This window comes from Brucella sp. TWI559 (assembly GCF_039674265.1).
Classification (GTDB): domain Bacteria; phylum Pseudomonadota; class Alphaproteobacteria; order Rhizobiales; family Rhizobiaceae; genus Brucella; species Brucella chromiisoli.
Map to the genome: position 1 here is coordinate 28,559 of NZ_JBDJNE010000009.1, position 16,475 is coordinate 45,033.

The window sequence follows — 16,475 nt, forward strand, 5'->3', positions numbered from 1 at the left end:
CTGTAAACTATTTTGGCAGGTGAAATTGAGGGTATAAATTGATTGGCTCCGGGTTTTACTCGAAAGCAATCAAGTAAAAATATAAACACGCCCCTCTTTCGCTGCTTCACAAAAACCAAAGCGCCTCCTGTGGGAAGGAGATGCGCTATGTTGGAATATCTTTCATACCTGAAAACACTTGACCTCATCGTGTTGGGCCTCATTGCATGTCTGGTCTGCTGGAATATTGTCGAGCACAATATCCGCCGCTAGAGCATGTCGCGAAAAAGTGGGAACCGCCTTCGCGGAGAAATCCGTCCGCCGGTCTGATTTCTATTCGCGCTACGATCCGAGAATGGCATGCGTGAAAACAAACAGATAGAGCATTTCCAATAGTTTAATCAAAACAGGAAATGCTTTAAGCGAAGGAAGCAATTTACACCTTCGAGCGCGTGATGATATGTGTGAAACAGTTTTTAAACACGCTGCGCGATCAAACAGACAATCAGAACGCCGATCTGTTTCAACCGGACTGACGAGCGATCAGGAGACTGTGGACTGCGCGTCGTGAAAAACCTGAAACTATAATCAGTCAACCGCCCGACGGCGATTGACGTTGTTTCGTTTAGCCGGTATATCCCTCCCCGCTGTCCGTTTTTGGACCATATCAAACTGCTTAAGCAGTCACGTGCGGGTGTGGTGGAACTGGTAGACGCGCCGGACTCAAAATCCGGTTCCGAAAGGAGTGTCGGTTCGATTCCGACCACCCGCACCATATCAATCAAACTGCTTCAAGCGCCTGAGCAAGATCAGCGATCAAGTCGTCCGGGTGTTCAATACCAATCGACAGTCTTATGGTTGTTTCCAATACACCGATGCGTTCACGCACATCCACCGGAACACCGGAATGCGTCATTGCCGCCGGATGGCTAGCCAGCGATTCCGTTCCGCCGAGGCTAACGGCCAGCTTCAATATTTCCAGTGCATTGAGGAAGCGAAATGCTGCCGCTTGACCGCCTTTGATATCAAAGGAGAAAGTCGAACCCGCTCCGGTGCATTGGCGCTTGAACAATTGCCCAGCCGCCGAATTTTCATCCTCAAAAGGCAGATAATGCAGTTTTTCGACCCTGGGGTGCCCCCGCAGGAAATCCGCAACCGCGCGTGCGTTGTTGTTCGCACGTTCCATACGAATACCAAGTGTTTCGAGCGATCGCCCCAGCATCCAGCACGAATGCGGATCAAGCTGTGTGCCAATGGCGCCACGCAGCGCTTTCACCTGTTTGACAACCGCCTTCGCGCCAAGAACGGCACCGGCAATCAGATCGGAATGGCCACCGACATATTTCGTCAGCGAATAGAGTGACAGGTCTGCACCGTGATCAAGCGGCTTCTGAAAAACCGGGCCAAGCAATGTGTTATCGCACACGATCACAGGGCGGTGGCCATTCTGCTTGGCGGCGATCTTTTCTGCAACGCGCCGGATCGCAGCAATATCGACAAGGCTGTTGGTTGGATTGGCAGGCGTTTCAATCAGAATAACCGACACGCGCCCCTTCTGTACCGCCCTATCGGTTGCCTCTTGGATAGAAGTCTCGTGGACACCGTCAGCAAAGGCCACAGCCTCAACACCGAAATTATGGAATGTCTTGGCAAGCAGCGTTTCTGTGCCGCCATAAAGCGGCTGCGAATGCAGAATCACATCACCGGGCCGAGTGAATGCAAAGAGGGTCGTGGCAATCGCCGACATACCGGAGGAAAACAGCGCACCGCTTTCCGTGCCTTCATAAACAGCCAGGCGATCTTCTACGATCTCGCTGTTAGGATGGTTGAAACGCGAATAAACGAGCCCCGCCCCAACGCCAGCGGGAGGCTCTTTGCGCCCGGAAACAAAATCAAAAAAGTCGCGCCCATCTTCAGCGCTTTTGAACACAAAGGTCGATGTCAGAAAAACAGGCGGTTTGACAGCTCCCTCGGATAGCTCGGGATCGTAACCATAATTAAGCATCTGTGTTTCGGGATGAAGCAGATGATTGCCAATGCTGGTCTTCGATGGACGCGGCGCGGTCATGATAATCTCCTGAAAAACTTCTCCTGCCCTTAGAGGCCAGAGAAGTCTAACAGAGATATGGGGCAATCTTCTTGCGTTGTTAGTCTCTTATGCGACTGTGAGCGAACATTGTCCTGTGTTTAGCATTTTGCAGATTGCGTGATTTATTTGACCACAAGCACAGGTACAGAGCTTAAAGAGAGGATTTCAGCAGCCTGACTGCCAAGAAGCAGCTTATTGACACCACGGCGGCCATGCGATGCGATAACGATCAGGTCACTGCCTGTCTGCTTGGCGGCTTCAATGATGCCCTGCGCTGGCGACTGATTCTCAATGTGTAAAGTTTCGGCATGAACGCCTGCGGCTTCCGCCTTGGCTTTGGCTTTCAAGAGCAATTCTGTCGCCGCTTTGGTGATTGCCTCACGATATTCCTGAAAAGCAGCAGGGCTTGAGGCCCATTCTGCAGCAACCACGATCCCATAGGATGGCAGAAGCTCGGTCACAGAAACGAGCAGCACTTTCGAGCCAAACTTCTTGGCCAGCGCCACGCCCTGTTCAATGCCCTTATCGGCAAGTTCAGACCCATCGGTTGCAATCAGAATTGTCTTATACACGGCCCATGCCTCCAGTTTGCGATCACGACCCGATCATGTGCGCTCGTCGCAAAAAGAACATTGATGCGGATCAATCAGACGCCAAAAGCTTACAGACATAAGAGGCTGATCGAAAGAGCACGCGATCTGTTTTCACTTGAGCATTGCGCGATTTTCCAACAAATGATCATGCGCTTTAACGGCACGCAACAGCCTGGAATCTTCTTCTAGCAAAGAGAAATTTTTAGAATATAATTCCATTATTATCCAATCAGAAGCATGGAAGCAGCTATGCTTTTGCGCCATTTCCTCATAAACTTCGCCCTCAACAGAAGGAGATTATTCCATGAGCAAGCCACTTGGCGGAAAAAACGGTGAACCCGCAGGGCGCGGTCGCATCTATAATTCCATTCTCGATACAATCGGCGACACACCGCTCGTGCGCATCGACAAATTCGCCAAGGAAAACGGCGTTGAAGCCAATCTGCTGGTAAAGCTGGAATTCTTCAATCCGCTGGCAAGCGTCAAGGACCGCATCGGTCTGGCACTGATCGAAGCGCTTGAGGCACAGGGCAAGGCCGTTCCGGGAAAAACTGTTTTTGTCGAGCCGACATCCGGCAACACCGGTATCGCGCTGGCCTTTGCAGCCGCAGCAAAGGGTTACCGCCTTGTGCTGACCATGCCTGAAACCATGTCGGTTGAACGCCGCAAGTTGCTCAAGCTTTTGGGTGCTGAACTCGTTTTGACCGAGGGTGCAAAAGGCATGAAAGGCGCGATCACAAAGGCTGAAGAAATTGCTGAAGGCAATCCAAATGCGATCATTCCACAGCAGTTTGAAAACCCGGCAAATCCAGAAATTCATCGCCTCACGACGGCTGAGGAAATCTGGAACGACACCAATGGCGAAGCCGATATTCTGATCTCAGGCATCGGCACCGGCGGCACGATCACCGGCGTTGGCCAGGTCATCAAGGCGCGCAAACCGTCTTTCAAAGTGGTTGCTGTCGAGCCAAAAGACTCGCCCATTCTTTCCGGCGGAACACCCGGCCCGCATAAAATTCAGGGCATCGGTGCCGGCTTTGCACCAAAGACCCTCGACACAAGCATCTATGACGAAATTGTTACCGTCTCCAACGAAGATTCCTTTGCCAACGCCCGTCTGATTGCACGTCTTGAAGGCATTCCGGTCGGCATTTCTTCAGGTGCCGCCCTCACCGCTGCCATCGAAATTGGCAAACGTCCTGAAAACAAGGGCAAGAACATCGTCATCATCATTCCATCCTTCGCAGAACGCTATCTTTCAACGGCACTGTTTGAAGGCTTGGAATAAGCAAAAGCGCTAAACAAAAAGCCAGAGTGGTCACCCACTCTGGCTTTTCTGTTGCCTGAAACCAGAACAAAATTCTGGAACTAGAGCATTTCCATCAAAAGTGCGAACCGGTTTTTCGATTCTAATTGACCGTGCGTGCCGCGCAAGCCGGGCCAGGTCCGCGCATATAATGGCGCTCTGGCCTGTAGCTTGGTGCGACGAATTCACGGATGACATTAACGCTGTCACGTAGCTGAACGATAATGTTCATCGTCTTCACCTCATCACGAATTTGCTGCTCGAAAAATAATGCCCGATATTGAAACGTTTAAGCTCTGTTGAATGCTTTTCGCTTCCGAACATCTTAATGAAAACTTTAACCATTAAAGATGAATAACTCCTGAAGCGTCGTGGTTAAGGTTAAGTTAACAGTAAGGATATTCAAGTTTTCCACAGGCGTGGGAAATTAGACACAACTAAAAAAGCCGGTATCGAAATACCGGCTTTGGAGAAAACAAAGACTTGATCAGCGGGTCGGAACGGGATGCTCTCCGCGATAATCATAAAAGCCACGACCCGTTTTGCGGCCCAGCCATCCCGCTTCGACATATTTGACCAGAAGGGGACATGGGCGGTATTTCGAATCTGACAGGCCGTCATGCAGCACCTGCATAATCGAAAGACAGGTATCAAGCCCGATGAAATCGGCAAGCTGCAAAGGTCCCATCGGATGATTGGCACCAAGCTTCATGGCCGTATCAATGGCTTCCACACTGCCAACACCCTCATAAAGCGTGTAGATCGCCTCATTAATCATCGGCAACAAAATACGATTAACGATGAAGGCCGGAAAATCTTCTGCCACCGTGACGGTCTTGCCAAGCGCCGTCACAAAGTCCTTTGACTTGCGGAATGTATCTTCCTCGGTCGCAATACCGCGCACCAGTTCAACCAGCTTCATCAGCGGCACCGGATTCATGAAATGAATGCCGATGAAACGCTCCGGGCGATCCGTGGTAGATGCAAGGCGCGTGATGGAGATTGATGACGTATTGGTCGCAACGATCGCTTCCGGGTTCAGCACCGGGCAAAGCTGCGCAAAAATCTTGCGCTTGACGGTTTCATCTTCTGTTGCGGCTTCAATGGCCAGATCGACGCCCGCCAGATCCTGCATGGAATTGGCGGCACGGATCAGCTTCATCGCATCAGCGCGCTGCTGTTCTTCGAGCTTTCCCGACGAGACCTGCCGCGCCATGTTGCCGTTGATGGTGGCAATGCCCTTTTCGAGCCTGTCCGCAGCCGCATCATGCAGCAGCACGTCGTAACCTGCCAATGCGCAGACATGTGCAATACCGCTGCCCATCTGCCCCGCGCCAACAATACCGACTGTCTTGATTGCCACAGTACCAACTCCTTCATGCCAAGCATTCACGCTTATAAAAACGCTCACCTACCAAGACAGCTATAGGCAGAAAATGCAAGACAATCACATTCGCCGCCCCACTCGCCATTGTCGCAGGACCAGAGCATTTCCAGCAAAAATGCATAAGTTTTGTTGCGTAAGATAATGCGATAAAAACGACTCGGAGCGTTTCGCGTGGGTCCATCAAAACGCGAAACGCTCTTAGAAGAAGAAAGCGGCAGGTCATCCCTGCCGCCTTTTAAATCAAAGCGCTTTTTCAAGCTCTGGCAGGATCGTGAAGAGATCACCGACGAGGCCATAATCGGCCACCTGGAAGATCGGTGCTTCTTCATCCTTGTTGATCGCGACGATCACGCGGCTGTCTTTCATGCCCGCCAGATGCTGGATCGCGCCGGAAATACCAACCGCAATGTAAAGCTCAGGCGCAACCACCTTACCCGTCTGGCCAACCTGCCAGTCGTTTGGTGCATAACCCGCATCAACTGCTGCACGGCTGGCACCAACCGCTGCGCCAAGCTTGTCAGCAACCGGCAGGATCACTTCCTCGAACTTTTCCGACGACCCAAGCGCACGACCACCCGAGATGATGATCTTGGCGGAAGTCAGTTCTGGACGATCACCGCCCGAAAGCGCATTTTCAACAAAGCGCGACAGACCCGGATCGCTCGCTGCATTCACGCTCTCAACCGCAGCCGAACCACCTTCGCCGGTAGCCGAGAACGAAGCCGTGCGCACGGTGATCACCTTCTTGGCATCAGTCGACTGCACGGTCTGGACCGCATTGCCGGCATAGATCGGACGCTTGAAGGTGTCGCTTGAGACAACTTCCATGATTTCAGACAACTGCATCACATCAAGAAGGGCTGCCACGCGCGGCAGAATATTCTTGGCCGATGTGGTGGCTGGTGCAATGATCGTGTCGTAATTGCCAGCGAGTTCAACGATGAGCGCTGCCACTGGCTCTGCCAGCTGGTTTTCCAGCGCATCGCCTTCAGCAAGCAGAACCTTGCGCACGCCGGAAAGCTTGGCAGCTGCATCAGCCGCAGCTTTTGCGCCCTTGCCTGCAACGAGCACATCGACGTCGCCGCCGATCTGTGCCGCGGCCGTCAGAGCCTTTGCCGTCTGATCAGAAAGGCTTGCATTGTCGTGTTCGGCAATAAGAAGAATAGCCATGTGTTTGTCCTTTCCGATTTCTTACAGAACGCCGTCAGCTTTGAGCTTCTCAACCAGTTCAGAAACCGAACCAACCTTGATGCCAGCCTTACGGCCACCGGGTTCTTCGGTCTTCAAAACCTTAAGACGCGGTGCAATATCGGCGCCAAAATCAGCCGGTGACTTTTCCTCGAGCGGCTTCTTCTTGGCCTTCATGATGTTTGGCAGCGAAGCATAGCGCGGCTGGTTCAGACGAAGATCAACGGTCACAATCGCAGGCAGTTTCACATCAATGGTCTGAAGACCGCCATCGACTTCGCGTGTTATCTTGGCAGAACCATCGCCCAGTTCAACCTTGGACGCAAAGGTTGCCTGGCTCCAGTTAAGCAGCGCTGAAAGCATCTGGCCGGTCTGGTTGGCATCATCGTCAATCGCCTGCTTGCCGAGAAACACGAGGTCTGGCTGTTCAGCTTCAACAACCCCCTTCAAAACCTTGGCCACGCCAAGCGGCTCGACGGTTTCTTCAACCTTAACCAGAATGCCGCGATCAGCACCCATGGCAAGAGCCGTGCGGATGGTTTCCTGCGCCTGTGCCGGACCAATCGAGACCACAACGATTTCCGAGACCTTGCCCGCTTCTTTCAGGCGCAGCGCTTCTTCAACTGCAATCTCGTCAAACGGGTTCATCGACATCTTGACATTGGCAAGCTCAACGCCAGAGCCATCACCCTTGACCCGGATCTTTACGTTGTAATCTACAACCCGCTTTACTGCGACAAGGACTTTCATCCGCGATTACCTCTTCAATGACTTTTGCGGCGCGACTATGCCGCCATGAATCTCTGCCCACATGTCAGAATCCGACATGAAAACGCTGCTGACACAAACGCCGTGAAACCGGCACCTCCCCGCAGCGTCAGGAACCGGACCGAAACCTAAAGACGGTTGACGTGCACGTCAATCACGGATGGGCGGCAATATCGATTTAAATGAATTTATTGTTACAGGTAGTCATTCCGTTTTCGCACTAACCCCGATCGCATCTGGTCCCAGTGATGCTTTCCACCATGTTTCGTCCTGCACGATCAGAGGCATCCCAACTTCATAGCGTTTACAACCCCAATCTTGTGGGTTAGGAGAACCCCGTAAACATCCGGTCGCAGCCTACCCGGTCAAAACAAGGACTCAAACGATGAAAACACTCGTCATCTGCTCCGGCGGATTGGACTCTGTTTCGCTTAGCTATAAAATTGCGGCGGAACATCAGCTCACTGGCCTGATCTCTTTTGATTATGGCCAGCGGCACAAAAAAGAACTCGACTTTGCGGCCTCTTGTGCAAAGCGGCTCAATGTCCCTCATCAGATCATCGATATTCGCCCGATTGGTTCAAGCCTCACCGGTTCGGCCCTAACCGACGATGTTGATGTTCCTGACGGCCATTATGCCGAAGAAACAATGAAAATCACGGTCGTTCCCAACCGCAATGCCATTATGCTGGCAATTGCCTTTGGTGTGGCGGCAGCACAAAAAGCTGAAGCCGTGGCGCTTGCCGTTCACGGCGGCGATCACTTCATCTATCCCGATTGCCGCCCCGGCTTTATCAATGCTTTCCAGACCATGCAGGATCATGCGCTGGAAGGCTATGCCGATGTCAGGCTGCTCGCACCCTATGTGCAAAAGACAAAAAGCGACATCGTCGTGGATGGTGCGAAATACAAAACACCATTTGAGGCAACATGGTCCTGCTACAAAGGCGGTGCGCATCATTGCGGACGCTGCGGCACATGCGTGGAACGCCGCGAGGCCTTTCATCTGGCCGGGATCCAAGATCCAACGCTCTACGAAGATGCTGATTTCTGGCGTGCCGCCATCGAAAGAGGGGGTGCCTGATGTTTCGCATCACCAAGGAATTTCATTTCTCCGCCTCGCATCAGTTAACCGAACTGCCAGCCGATCATCAGTGTGCGCGGCTGCACGGGCACAATTACATCGTGGAAGTCGAGCTTTCCGCTTCGGTTCTCGATGAACACGGTTTTGTGCGTGATTATCACGAGTTGGCACCGCTCAAGCGCTATATTGATGATGAGCTCGATCACCGCCATCTCAATGATGTGCTTGGCCATAATCGCGTGACGGCGGAAGTGCTGGCATGTCATCTCTTTGAATGGTGCAAGAGCCGCTGGCAGGAAGTGACGGCGGTGCGGGTCAGCGAAACGCCAAAAACATGGGCTGAGTATCGGCCCGGACATCAGCCATGAAGATCGAACCCGAAATTCGCATCAGCGAGATTTTCGGCCCAACCATTCAGGGCGAAGGCGTATTAAGCGGCGAGCCGACTGTTTTTGTGCGCACGGGCGGCTGCGACTATCGCTGCGCATGGTGTGACAGTCTGCACGCTGTTGACAGCCGCTTTCGTCATGACTGGAAGCCAATGAGCGTCGATGCAATCTGGCATGAAGTGACGGCACTTTCTGGAAAAAGGCCCATAACAGTGTCACTTTCAGGTGGCAATCCAGCCATCCAGCCTCTTGGACCACTGATCGATCATGGTCACGCGCAAGCCTATCGTTTTGCGCTGGAAACTCAGGGATCGGTGGCGAAAGACTGGTTTGCGAAGCTCGACACGCTGGTTTTAAGCCCAAAGCCGCCATCAAGCGGCATGGTAACGGATTGGGATGCGCTTGCCGCCTGCATTGATGCGGCAGGATCAAAGCCGAAAACAGTCCTCAAATTCGTGGTTTTCGACGATGCAGACTATGCCTTTGCAAAGGCCGCATCAGCGCGGCACCCGCATTTGGTTGTCTACCTTCAGCCGGGCAACCACACACCGCCGCCGCCCGAAAATGACAATGCCCGCATTGACATGGACGGCATCATGAACCGCATGGAATGGCTGGTCGACAAGGTAATGGCCGACCGCTGGTTTGAGGCGCATGTGCTGCCCCAGCTTCATGTGCTGATCTGGGGCAATAAGCGCGGGGTTTGAACTACCTGTTTTGTCCAGGCACCCACAACACATCCTTCGCGCCGTTTTCATTGACGGCGCGGGCAGCGACAAACAGGAAATCAGAGAGGCGGTTGATATATTGCAACGCCTCTTTCGAAACCACTTCGCCTTCGGTCTTTGCAAGCGCCACCATCAGACGCTCAGCGCGGCGTGAAACAGTACGTGCCAGATGCAGCGCTGCCGACGCTGCCGAACCGCCCGGCAGAATAAACGAGCGCAGTGGTGGAATATCGACATTCAGATAATCAATATCGGATTCCAGCCTTTTAACCTGTTGCTCAACAATACGCAGCGGTTCATAGCTTAGAGGCTGCCCATCATCCGGCGTTGAAAGGTCGGCACCAAGATCGAACAGGTCATTCTGGATACGCGCAAGCATCACATCAATATGCGTATAATCCACGCTCGTGGTATGAATGCGCACAAGGCCGATACAGGCATTGGTTTCATCAACCGTGCCATAGGATTCAACGCGCAAATCCGATTTGAGCCGCCGCGGTCCGCTCGTCAGACCTGTGGTGCCATCATCCCCCGTGCGGGTATAAATCTTGTTGAGCCTGACCATCTTATTGTCCACCCGTATGGCGTGCGAAATAGACCGCTGCAACGATCAACACAATCGCGACAAACTGCAAAAGCACGCGCAACTGCATCATCCTGTTTGAAAAATTACCGTCGCCACCGCGCATCATATTGCGCAAGCCGATAATGAGCACAATCGCCACGGCAAACATCGCCACCAGAGCCGCGCCCTTGAACAGAACGTCCATTTACTTTCCTCCCATAATCCGCCGTCTTTTTTGGTCAAGACTGGTCGGACAGCATTTTATAGAGCCAGCGCGATGGTAGCAGGCGTCGTGCCAGAATACCCAGTTTCGCCGGTCGTGTAACGGCGTAATGCGGACGCGGGTTGTGCGCTTCCAAGGCATGCACAAGTACCGCGTAAACCGCTTCCGGGCCAAGCTTGTTTTTAGATTTTGTACCACCACCTTCAAGCTTTGCCATCTGGCGTTGGTATAATTCGCGATGCACGGAATGCTCAAGATCGATATTGGCCCGCGCATGTAAGGCTGCATTATAGGTAAATTGCGACGCAATCGGCCCGGGTTCAATCATAGACACCGCAATGCCTGAACCTTCGAGTTCCATGCGTTGCGCGAGCATCAACCCTTCGAGCGCAAATTTCGACGCCACATAAGCGCCACGCCATTTCATCGGCACAAGACCTAAGATCGATGAGCAATGCACGATACGGCCATGGCCCTGCGCGCGCATGGTGGGAATGATGCGGCGTGTGAGATCATGCCAGCCAAAGAAATTGGCTTCAAATTGCGCGCGCAAAGCATCCACCGGCAAATCTTCAACGGCGCCCGGTTGCGCATAGGCGCCATTGTTGAAAAGCGCATCCAGCTTTCCATCGGTTGCACGCAAAACTTGCTTGACCAGCGCTTCAATCGACTGTGGTTGCGTATAATCAAGATAGAAAGCCTCAATGCCTTTGGCTTTCAACGCTGCAATATCCGCATCTTTACGCGCCGTGGCCAATACGCGCCAGTTGGCCCTATGCAAAGCCTCTGCACAATAAGCCCCAATCCCCGAAGAACACCCGGTTATCAGGATATTGCGCTTTGCATTTTGTGGAGCCATTGCTTTCTTCCTACAGTAGGATTTTGGCCAGAGTGCTTGATTCGCAAAAGGTTTAAAACAGTCCGCCCCTTGCATTTCCCAATTCGATACTAGATTGAAGGCCTTGAAATCCAATAAATGAGCCAAAGAGAGACAAATCTGCGGATGCGAAAAATACGACGTTTTCTCCGTCAGATCACCTTCGATGTTTACGGGCATTTCAGCAGCGACGATGGTTGGGCCTTTGCCTCTCATATAGCCCTGTCAGGACTGATGGCGCTGTTTCCGTTTTTGATCTTTGCAACCACACTCGCCGGTTTTCTTGGCACCAAAGAATTTGCCAACAATGCGGTGCACGTCATTTTTGATATGTGGCCTTCCAATATCGCCGCTCCCATCGCCAATGAAGTGATGAATGTTCTGACCGTTCAGCGCAGCGGACTTCTGACGCTGAGTGTGATCGCCGCCGCTTATTTTGCCTCCAATGGTGTGGAAGCGCTGCGCATGTCGCTGAACCGTGCCTATCGTGTCAGCGACCAGCGCTCGATCATTTTCTGCCGCTTGCAAAGCTTAGGTTTTGTGCTGATCGGTACAATCAGCCTGATGGCGATCAGCTTTCTGCTGGTTCTGGCGCCGCTTGCCGTGCGGCTGGCAGAACAATGGTTTCCGGACATCGCACCTTTCACCGGAACAATCGCCATATGGCGCTATACGATTACTGTCATCGTTCTCGTCTTGGCGCTGTTCATCGTGCATATCTGGCTGCCAGCCGGAAAACGCCGCTTGAGCGACATTCTGCCGGGCATCGGCATCACGCTGATTGCATGGCTTGCTGCCGCAACGGCCTTTGCAAAATATCTCGAAACATTTGCCAATTACGTCACCACCTATGCAGGCCTCGCCTCGATCATGGTGGCAATCGTATTTCTCTATATGCTATCGGCAATCTTCATCATTGGCGCAGAAATCAACGCGGCCATCATGATTTTCCGCAAGCGCGAACAACAGCCCGGACTTATCGACGCAAAGTAGTCAGCGCCACGCCAAAGGTTGTCACAACCATGCCCGCAATCTGAATAGGTCCCAGCGTTTCGCCAAAAATCAGATAAGCCATGATCGCAGCGGTTCCAGGCACCAGATAGAAAAGCGATGCAACTTTCGACATCGCGCCTTCGCGGATCATCACCAGAAGTGCCAGAATTGCGCCGATGGAAATCGCCAATGTCAGCCAGACCAGCGCAAAGATAAGCTGCGGCGACCAGACCATCACGCGTGTTTCAAAGGCAAAAGCACAAATCGCTGTCAAAGCGGCAGCAGCAATATACTGCACCGCCGTCCCAGTCTTCAAATCCGCCGCCGTACCAAAGCGTTTCTGCCAAACCGTTCCGGTGCTGATCGCCAGAACCGCCACAAATGCTGCTGCCAGGCTTTGCGGGTCGACGCCGCTGTGGCCAGAAAATTTCGGCCCCACCACCATTGCAACACCAACAAAACCGATCAGCAACCCCAGCCATTGCCGACCGCTTGCGCGCTCCCCCAAAAGAAGTGCTGCAATCAGTGTGGTCAGCATGGGCTGAAGCCCCGCAACAAGGCCCGACATGCCAGCCGGCAATCCGTGATGCACAGCCCAGAAAAGCGCTGAAAGATAAACGCCATGGATCAGACACCCGGCAATGGCTGCATTGATCAGCCCCCTGCCCTTCGGCCAAACGCTATGACTTGCCAAAGCCCAGAGGATCATGATGAGCGCTGCAATGGAAAAGCGCACCGCCATGAAGCTGAACGGTTCCGCATAGGGCATGGAAAGCCCGGCCCCAATAAAGCCAGTGGCCCAGAGCAGCACAAACATGATCGGGAAAAAGCGGGTGGCCATGATGCAGACTTTCTTGTTTTGCCTGCAATAGTCTTCCTCATGCGATTCCGCTATCGCATAAATCTCAATGCTGCGATCAATTTGCCAAATGCCGCAGTTCTGCCTATGAAACAGCATGGACGCTGAAAACAACACAATCCGCATTTTTGTTGATGCCGACGCCTGCCCGGTGAAGGCGGAAATCTATCGCGTGGCCGAACGCCATGGCCTGCCTGTTGTGCTGGTTGCCAACAGCTATATCGCCATCCCACGCGATGCAGAACGCGTTGAACGTGTCATCGTCTCGGACAAGCTTGATGCGGCAGATGATTGGATTGCAGAAAATTCCCGTCCCGGCATTGTCGTCATCACGGCGGATATTCCGCTCGTAAGCCGGTCCATTGAAAAGGGCGCATCGGTTATCGCACCCAATGGCAAAGTGCACACGGCAAGCACGATTGGCAACACGCTTGCAACGCGCAATCTGATGGATTCACTGCGTTCTGCCGGGGAAGTTACACGCGGGCCAGCCCCCTTTTCACCCAAAGACCGCTCGGCATTCCTGTCGGCGCTTGAACTGGCCATTGTCCAGTTGAAACGCGCCGGTTTCGTATCAGCTTGAGCGCATCGAAGCGGTCGCTACCCCTGCGCCAATCAGCATAGTGCCGCCGGCACGGTTGAAAATACGCAAGGCACGCTCATTGGCGAAGAAACGTCGCGCACGTGTGGCAATCAGCGCATAAGCAAAAGCATTGAGAAATGCCAGCGCGAGGAACGTGCTTTCAAAGACCAGCATCTGCGTCATGAAATCACGATGCGGGCTTAAAAACTGCGGCAGGAAAGCCACGAAAAACGTAATGCTTTTCGGATTGAGCGCCGTTACCAGCCAAGCATGAAGCAGCATTTTGACCGGCTTCACCTGATCATGCCGCGCCTTGGCATTCATCGCGCCGCCGGATCGAAACAACTTTATGCCCAGCCAGATAAGATAGGCAGCCCCCATCCATTTAACCGCAGTAAAAACGGTTGCTGAAGCGGCAAGAAGTGCACCAACCCCCAGCATGGAAAGCGTCATGGCGGTGAAATCACCAAGCGCCACACCAATGGCCATCGGAAGGGCGGCCTTCCAGCCCTGCCCCAGCGCATAGGACACCACCAGCAAAACCGTCGGTCCCGGAATAATCAACATAACGATTGATGCGGCAGAGAATGCCAGCCAGACTTCCATGCTCATCGGCAATGTCCCCCTTTATGAGCATAAGGAAGCCACCAAACGTGAAACTTGTCTATCTAAAGTTTTTGTGCCGCTTCGATCAGCTTGATTGCATCCGGGCTATCCCACGGAGCTGGGCCGTTCATTGAAGCAATCTGACAGCCGTCTTTATCGACCAGCAATGTCACAGGAAGACCGAAAGCGAGATTTTTGCGCTTTAATTCATTGAAGCTCGACATGCTGGCATCGCGATTAAGGCTCAAGCTCTTCACGCCAATCTCTTCGAGAAACTTTTTCGGTTTCTCGTCCGATCCGGTATCAATGTTGATCGCGACGACATCAAAATCGCCTCCGCCCTTTTGAGCCTGAAGATGATCAAGCTCGGGCATTTCTTCGCGGCACGGCGCGCACCATGTCGCCCAGAGATTAACAAGCAGCGTCTTACCCTTGTAATCGCCAAGTGTCATCTGCTTGCCGTCAGGGCCGGTAAAAGCGATATGGGCAACAGAAATAGGCTTTTCAGCAGCCCGCATCGCAGCAACACTACCCGTCGCCGCTGCATCAAGAGCTTTCAGACTATCGGCCTTCAACGCACATTGTGCGGAAGCCTCATCACTTTGAACGTAAACTTTGCTGACGGGTGCATTGCCAGAAGGCCGTTCCATCACGTATACCGCGCCTATACCGGCGATGACACCGGCAAGTGCTGCAAGAAGGACGATCTTCCGGTTTCCTGACTTTGCCTTATCGTTGTCTTTTGCCATCTCGCGTCACTTTCCCTTAGTCTTGCATCCGAGGCATACGAGCATGAGCGAACAAAAATCAAGCAATCAGATGTGGGGCGGCCGTTTTGCCTCAGGACCCGATGCGATCATGGAAGAGATCAATGCATCGATTGGCTTCGACCGCAAGCTCTATGCGCAGGATATTCAGGGCTCGCTCGCCCATGCTGCCATGCTTGCAAAGACTGGCATCATTGCGGCAGACGATCATAAAAAGATCGAAGAGGGCCTGAAAACCATCCTCAAGGAAATTGAAGAGGGTAAATTCACCTTCTCGCGCAAGCTCGAAGACATTCATATGAATATCGAAGCGCGCCTTGCCGACCTCATCGGTCCATCCGCCGGACGCCTGCACACCGCCCGCTCGCGCAACGATCAGGTGGCTGTCGATTTCCGCCTTTGGGTCAAGCAGGAGATGCAGAAAACAGCGATTGCACTCAAAGGCCTGATCGAAGCATTTCTGGAGCGCGCAGAAGAGCATGCTGCAACCGTCATGCCGGGCTTCACGCATTTGCAGACGGCACAGCCTGTCACTTTCGGTCATCATTGCATGGCCTATGTGGAAATGTTTGGCCGCGATCTGTCGCGCGTGCGCGATGCGATTGAACGTATGGACGAATCGCCTCTGGGTGCCGCAGCCCTTGCAGGCACCGGCTTCCCGATTGATCGTCACATGACGGCGCAGGCACTTGGTTTCCGCGAACCAACCCGCAACTCGCTTGATAGCGTTTCTGACCGCGACTATGCGCTCGAATTCCTGTCGCTTGCCGCCATCTGTGCGGGGCACCTGTCGCGTCTCGCTGAAGAAATCGTCATCTGGTCAACGCCGCAATTCAATTTCGTGCGCCTGTCTGATGCTTTCTCGACCGGCTCATCGATCATGCCACAGAAGAAGAACCCGGACGCTGCCGAACTGGTGCGCGCCAAAACGGGCCGCATCAATGGCTCGCTGGTAGCCCTTCTTACCATCATGAAAGGTCTGCCGCTCGCCTATTCAAAAGATATGCAGGAAGACAAGGAACAGGTTTTCGACGCTGCCGAAAATCTGGAACTCGCCATCGCTGCCATGTCTGGCATGGTGCGTGACCTGACCGTCAATGTCGCTTCCATGAAAAAAGCAGCCGGTTCCGGCTATTCCACCGCAACGGATCTCGCTGACTGGCTGGTGCGTGAATTGGGCCTTCCATTCCGCGATGCGCACCATGTGACGGGCCGCGCCGTGGCTCTGGCTGAAAGCAAGCAGATTGACCTCGCAGAACTCACGCTCGCAGATCTTCAGTCGATCAATCCGGGCATTACCGATGCGATTTTCGGCTATCTGACGGTCGAGCAGTCGGTCGAAAGCCGCCAGTCATTCGGTGGCACTGCACCACAACAGGTGCGAAACCAGATTTCTTACTGGAAAAATCGCATCGCAAAGGCATAAGCTAACGATCGTGGTGAAATCGCTCCTGAAGGAGTGATTTCACTTTCAAGCATTTTGGGTTAGAC

Annotated in this window: 19 protein-coding genes and 1 tRNA gene; 8 read left to right on the forward strand and 12 right to left on the reverse strand. The window is 53.2% G+C overall.

The features are described 5' to 3' along the window. The first annotated feature begins 669 nt into the window (after positions 1 to 669). Positions 670 to 754: transfer RNA gene (locus tag ABE530_RS12580), tRNA-Leu, on the forward strand. 6 nt (positions 755 to 760) lie between these two features. On the opposite strand, the gene ABE530_RS12585 is transcribed toward ABE530_RS12580, so the two are convergent. Next, a complete protein-coding gene (locus ABE530_RS12585; RefSeq protein WP_499694728.1) occupies positions 761 to 2,047 on the reverse strand; it encodes a cystathionine gamma-synthase family protein in 1,287 nt (428 codons plus the stop codon). A 143-nt stretch (positions 2,048 to 2,190) separates the two neighbouring features. Next, a complete protein-coding gene (locus ABE530_RS12590; protein WP_265982300.1) occupies positions 2,191 to 2,640 on the reverse strand; it encodes a universal stress protein in 450 nt (149 codons plus the stop codon). Positions 2,641 to 2,965: 325 nt separating this feature from the next. On the opposite strand from ABE530_RS12590, the gene cysK reads away from it, so the two are divergent. Continuing rightward, a complete protein-coding gene (cysK, locus tag ABE530_RS12595; protein ID WP_499694729.1) occupies positions 2,966 to 3,949 on the forward strand; it encodes a cysteine synthase A in 984 nt (327 codons plus the stop codon). 121 nt (positions 3,950 to 4,070) lie between these two features. Here the strand turns inward: cysK and ABE530_RS12600 are convergent, their stop codons facing one another. The 4 genes from ABE530_RS12600 to ABE530_RS12615 form a co-directional block, all read right to left on the reverse strand. Then, on the reverse strand, positions 4,071 to 4,199 hold the full coding sequence (locus tag ABE530_RS12600; RefSeq protein WP_260525696.1) for a hypothetical protein: 129 nt from the start codon (positions 4,197 to 4,199) through the stop codon (positions 4,071 to 4,073). A 255-nt stretch (positions 4,200 to 4,454) separates the two neighbouring features. Continuing rightward, on the reverse strand, positions 4,455 to 5,330 hold the full coding sequence (locus tag ABE530_RS12605; protein WP_265982303.1) for a 3-hydroxybutyryl-CoA dehydrogenase: 876 nt from the start codon (positions 5,328 to 5,330) through the stop codon (positions 4,455 to 4,457). A 264-nt stretch (positions 5,331 to 5,594) separates the two neighbouring features. Beyond that, a complete protein-coding gene (locus ABE530_RS12610) occupies positions 5,595 to 6,524 on the reverse strand; it encodes an electron transfer flavoprotein subunit alpha/FixB family protein (RefSeq protein ID WP_499694730.1) in 930 nt (309 codons plus the stop codon). Positions 6,525 to 6,545: 21 nt separating this feature from the next. Continuing rightward, entirely contained in the window at positions 6,546 to 7,292 is a 747-nt protein-coding gene (locus ABE530_RS12615) for an electron transfer flavoprotein subunit beta/FixA family protein (RefSeq protein WP_265982306.1), read from the reverse strand. Between the two features lie 403 nt (positions 7,293 to 7,695). Between ABE530_RS12615 and queC the strand changes: the two genes are divergently transcribed. From queC to queE, 3 genes are read left to right on the forward strand one after another with little or no spacing between them, the layout of a single operon-like run. After that, on the forward strand, positions 7,696 to 8,394 hold the full coding sequence (gene queC / locus ABE530_RS12620) for a 7-cyano-7-deazaguanine synthase QueC (RefSeq protein WP_265982307.1): 699 nt from the start codon (positions 7,696 to 7,698) through the stop codon (positions 8,392 to 8,394). Further along, positions 8,394 to 8,762 (forward strand): 6-carboxytetrahydropterin synthase QueD, encoded by a 369-nt coding sequence (gene queD, locus ABE530_RS12625; protein WP_499694731.1) that lies wholly within the window; start codon positions 8,394 to 8,396, stop codon positions 8,760 to 8,762. The genes queC and queD overlap by 1 nt, the downstream gene beginning before the upstream one ends. Then, positions 8,759 to 9,490 (forward strand): 7-carboxy-7-deazaguanine synthase QueE, encoded by a 732-nt coding sequence (queE, locus tag ABE530_RS12630; RefSeq protein ID WP_499694732.1) that lies wholly within the window; start codon positions 8,759 to 8,761, stop codon positions 9,488 to 9,490. The genes queD and queE overlap by 4 nt, the downstream gene beginning before the upstream one ends. 1 nt (position 9,491) lies before the next feature. Here the strand turns inward: queE and ABE530_RS12635 are convergent, their stop codons facing one another. The 3 genes from ABE530_RS12635 to ABE530_RS12645 are packed head-to-tail and all read right to left on the reverse strand — an operon-like array spanning position 9,492 to position 11,158. Continuing rightward, positions 9,492 to 10,076 (reverse strand): cob(I)yrinic acid a,c-diamide adenosyltransferase, encoded by a 585-nt coding sequence (locus tag ABE530_RS12635; protein ID WP_265982310.1) that lies wholly within the window; start codon positions 10,074 to 10,076, stop codon positions 9,492 to 9,494. 1 nt (position 10,077) lies between these two features. Continuing rightward, positions 10,078 to 10,281 carry a twin transmembrane helix small protein gene (locus tag ABE530_RS12640; RefSeq protein ID WP_499694733.1) on the reverse strand — a complete coding sequence of 68 codons (204 nt, stop codon included), beginning with the start codon at positions 10,279 to 10,281 and terminating at the stop codon, positions 10,078 to 10,080. A 34-nt stretch (positions 10,282 to 10,315) separates the two neighbouring features. Beyond that, positions 10,316 to 11,158, reverse strand: a complete 843-nt coding sequence (locus ABE530_RS12645; RefSeq protein WP_499694734.1) for an SDR family oxidoreductase — start codon at positions 11,156 to 11,158, stop codon at positions 10,316 to 10,318. Positions 11,159 to 11,302: 144 nt separating this feature from the next. On the opposite strand from ABE530_RS12645, the gene ABE530_RS12650 reads away from it, so the two are divergent. Beyond that, positions 11,303 to 12,169: a YihY/virulence factor BrkB family protein gene (locus ABE530_RS12650; protein ID WP_265982316.1), complete on the forward strand. Its 867-nt coding sequence runs from the start codon at positions 11,303 to 11,305 to the stop codon at positions 12,167 to 12,169. Here ABE530_RS12650 and ABE530_RS12655 read toward each other — a convergent pair. After that, a complete protein-coding gene (locus ABE530_RS12655; protein ID WP_265982317.1) occupies positions 12,153 to 13,010 on the reverse strand; it encodes a DMT family transporter in 858 nt (285 codons plus the stop codon). The genes ABE530_RS12650 and ABE530_RS12655 overlap by 17 nt on opposite strands. A gap of 115 nt (positions 13,011 to 13,125) precedes the next feature. On the opposite strand from ABE530_RS12655, the gene ABE530_RS12660 reads away from it, so the two are divergent. Then, on the forward strand, positions 13,126 to 13,611 hold the full coding sequence (locus tag ABE530_RS12660) for a YaiI/YqxD family protein (RefSeq protein WP_265982318.1): 486 nt from the start codon (positions 13,126 to 13,128) through the stop codon (positions 13,609 to 13,611). Here ABE530_RS12660 and ABE530_RS12665 read toward each other — a convergent pair. Together ABE530_RS12665 and tlpA are read right to left on the reverse strand one after the other, a co-directional pair. Further along, positions 13,603 to 14,223 carry a LysE family translocator gene (locus ABE530_RS12665; RefSeq protein ID WP_265982319.1) on the reverse strand — a complete coding sequence of 207 codons (621 nt, stop codon included), beginning with the start codon at positions 14,221 to 14,223 and terminating at the stop codon, positions 13,603 to 13,605. The two genes, ABE530_RS12660 and ABE530_RS12665, sit on opposite strands and share 9 nt — an antisense overlap. A gap of 56 nt (positions 14,224 to 14,279) precedes the next feature. Beyond that, complete coding sequence (tlpA, locus tag ABE530_RS12670; RefSeq protein ID WP_265982320.1) at positions 14,280 to 14,966, reverse strand: thiol:disulfide interchange protein TlpA; 687 nt, start codon at positions 14,964 to 14,966, stop codon at positions 14,280 to 14,282. 43 nt (positions 14,967 to 15,009) lie between these two features. On the opposite strand from tlpA, the gene argH reads away from it, so the two are divergent. Next, positions 15,010 to 16,410, forward strand: coding sequence for an argininosuccinate lyase (argH, locus tag ABE530_RS12675; protein WP_499694735.1), 1,401 nt, complete (start codon positions 15,010 to 15,012; stop codon positions 16,408 to 16,410). Positions 16,411 to 16,475: the final 65 nt, after the last annotated feature.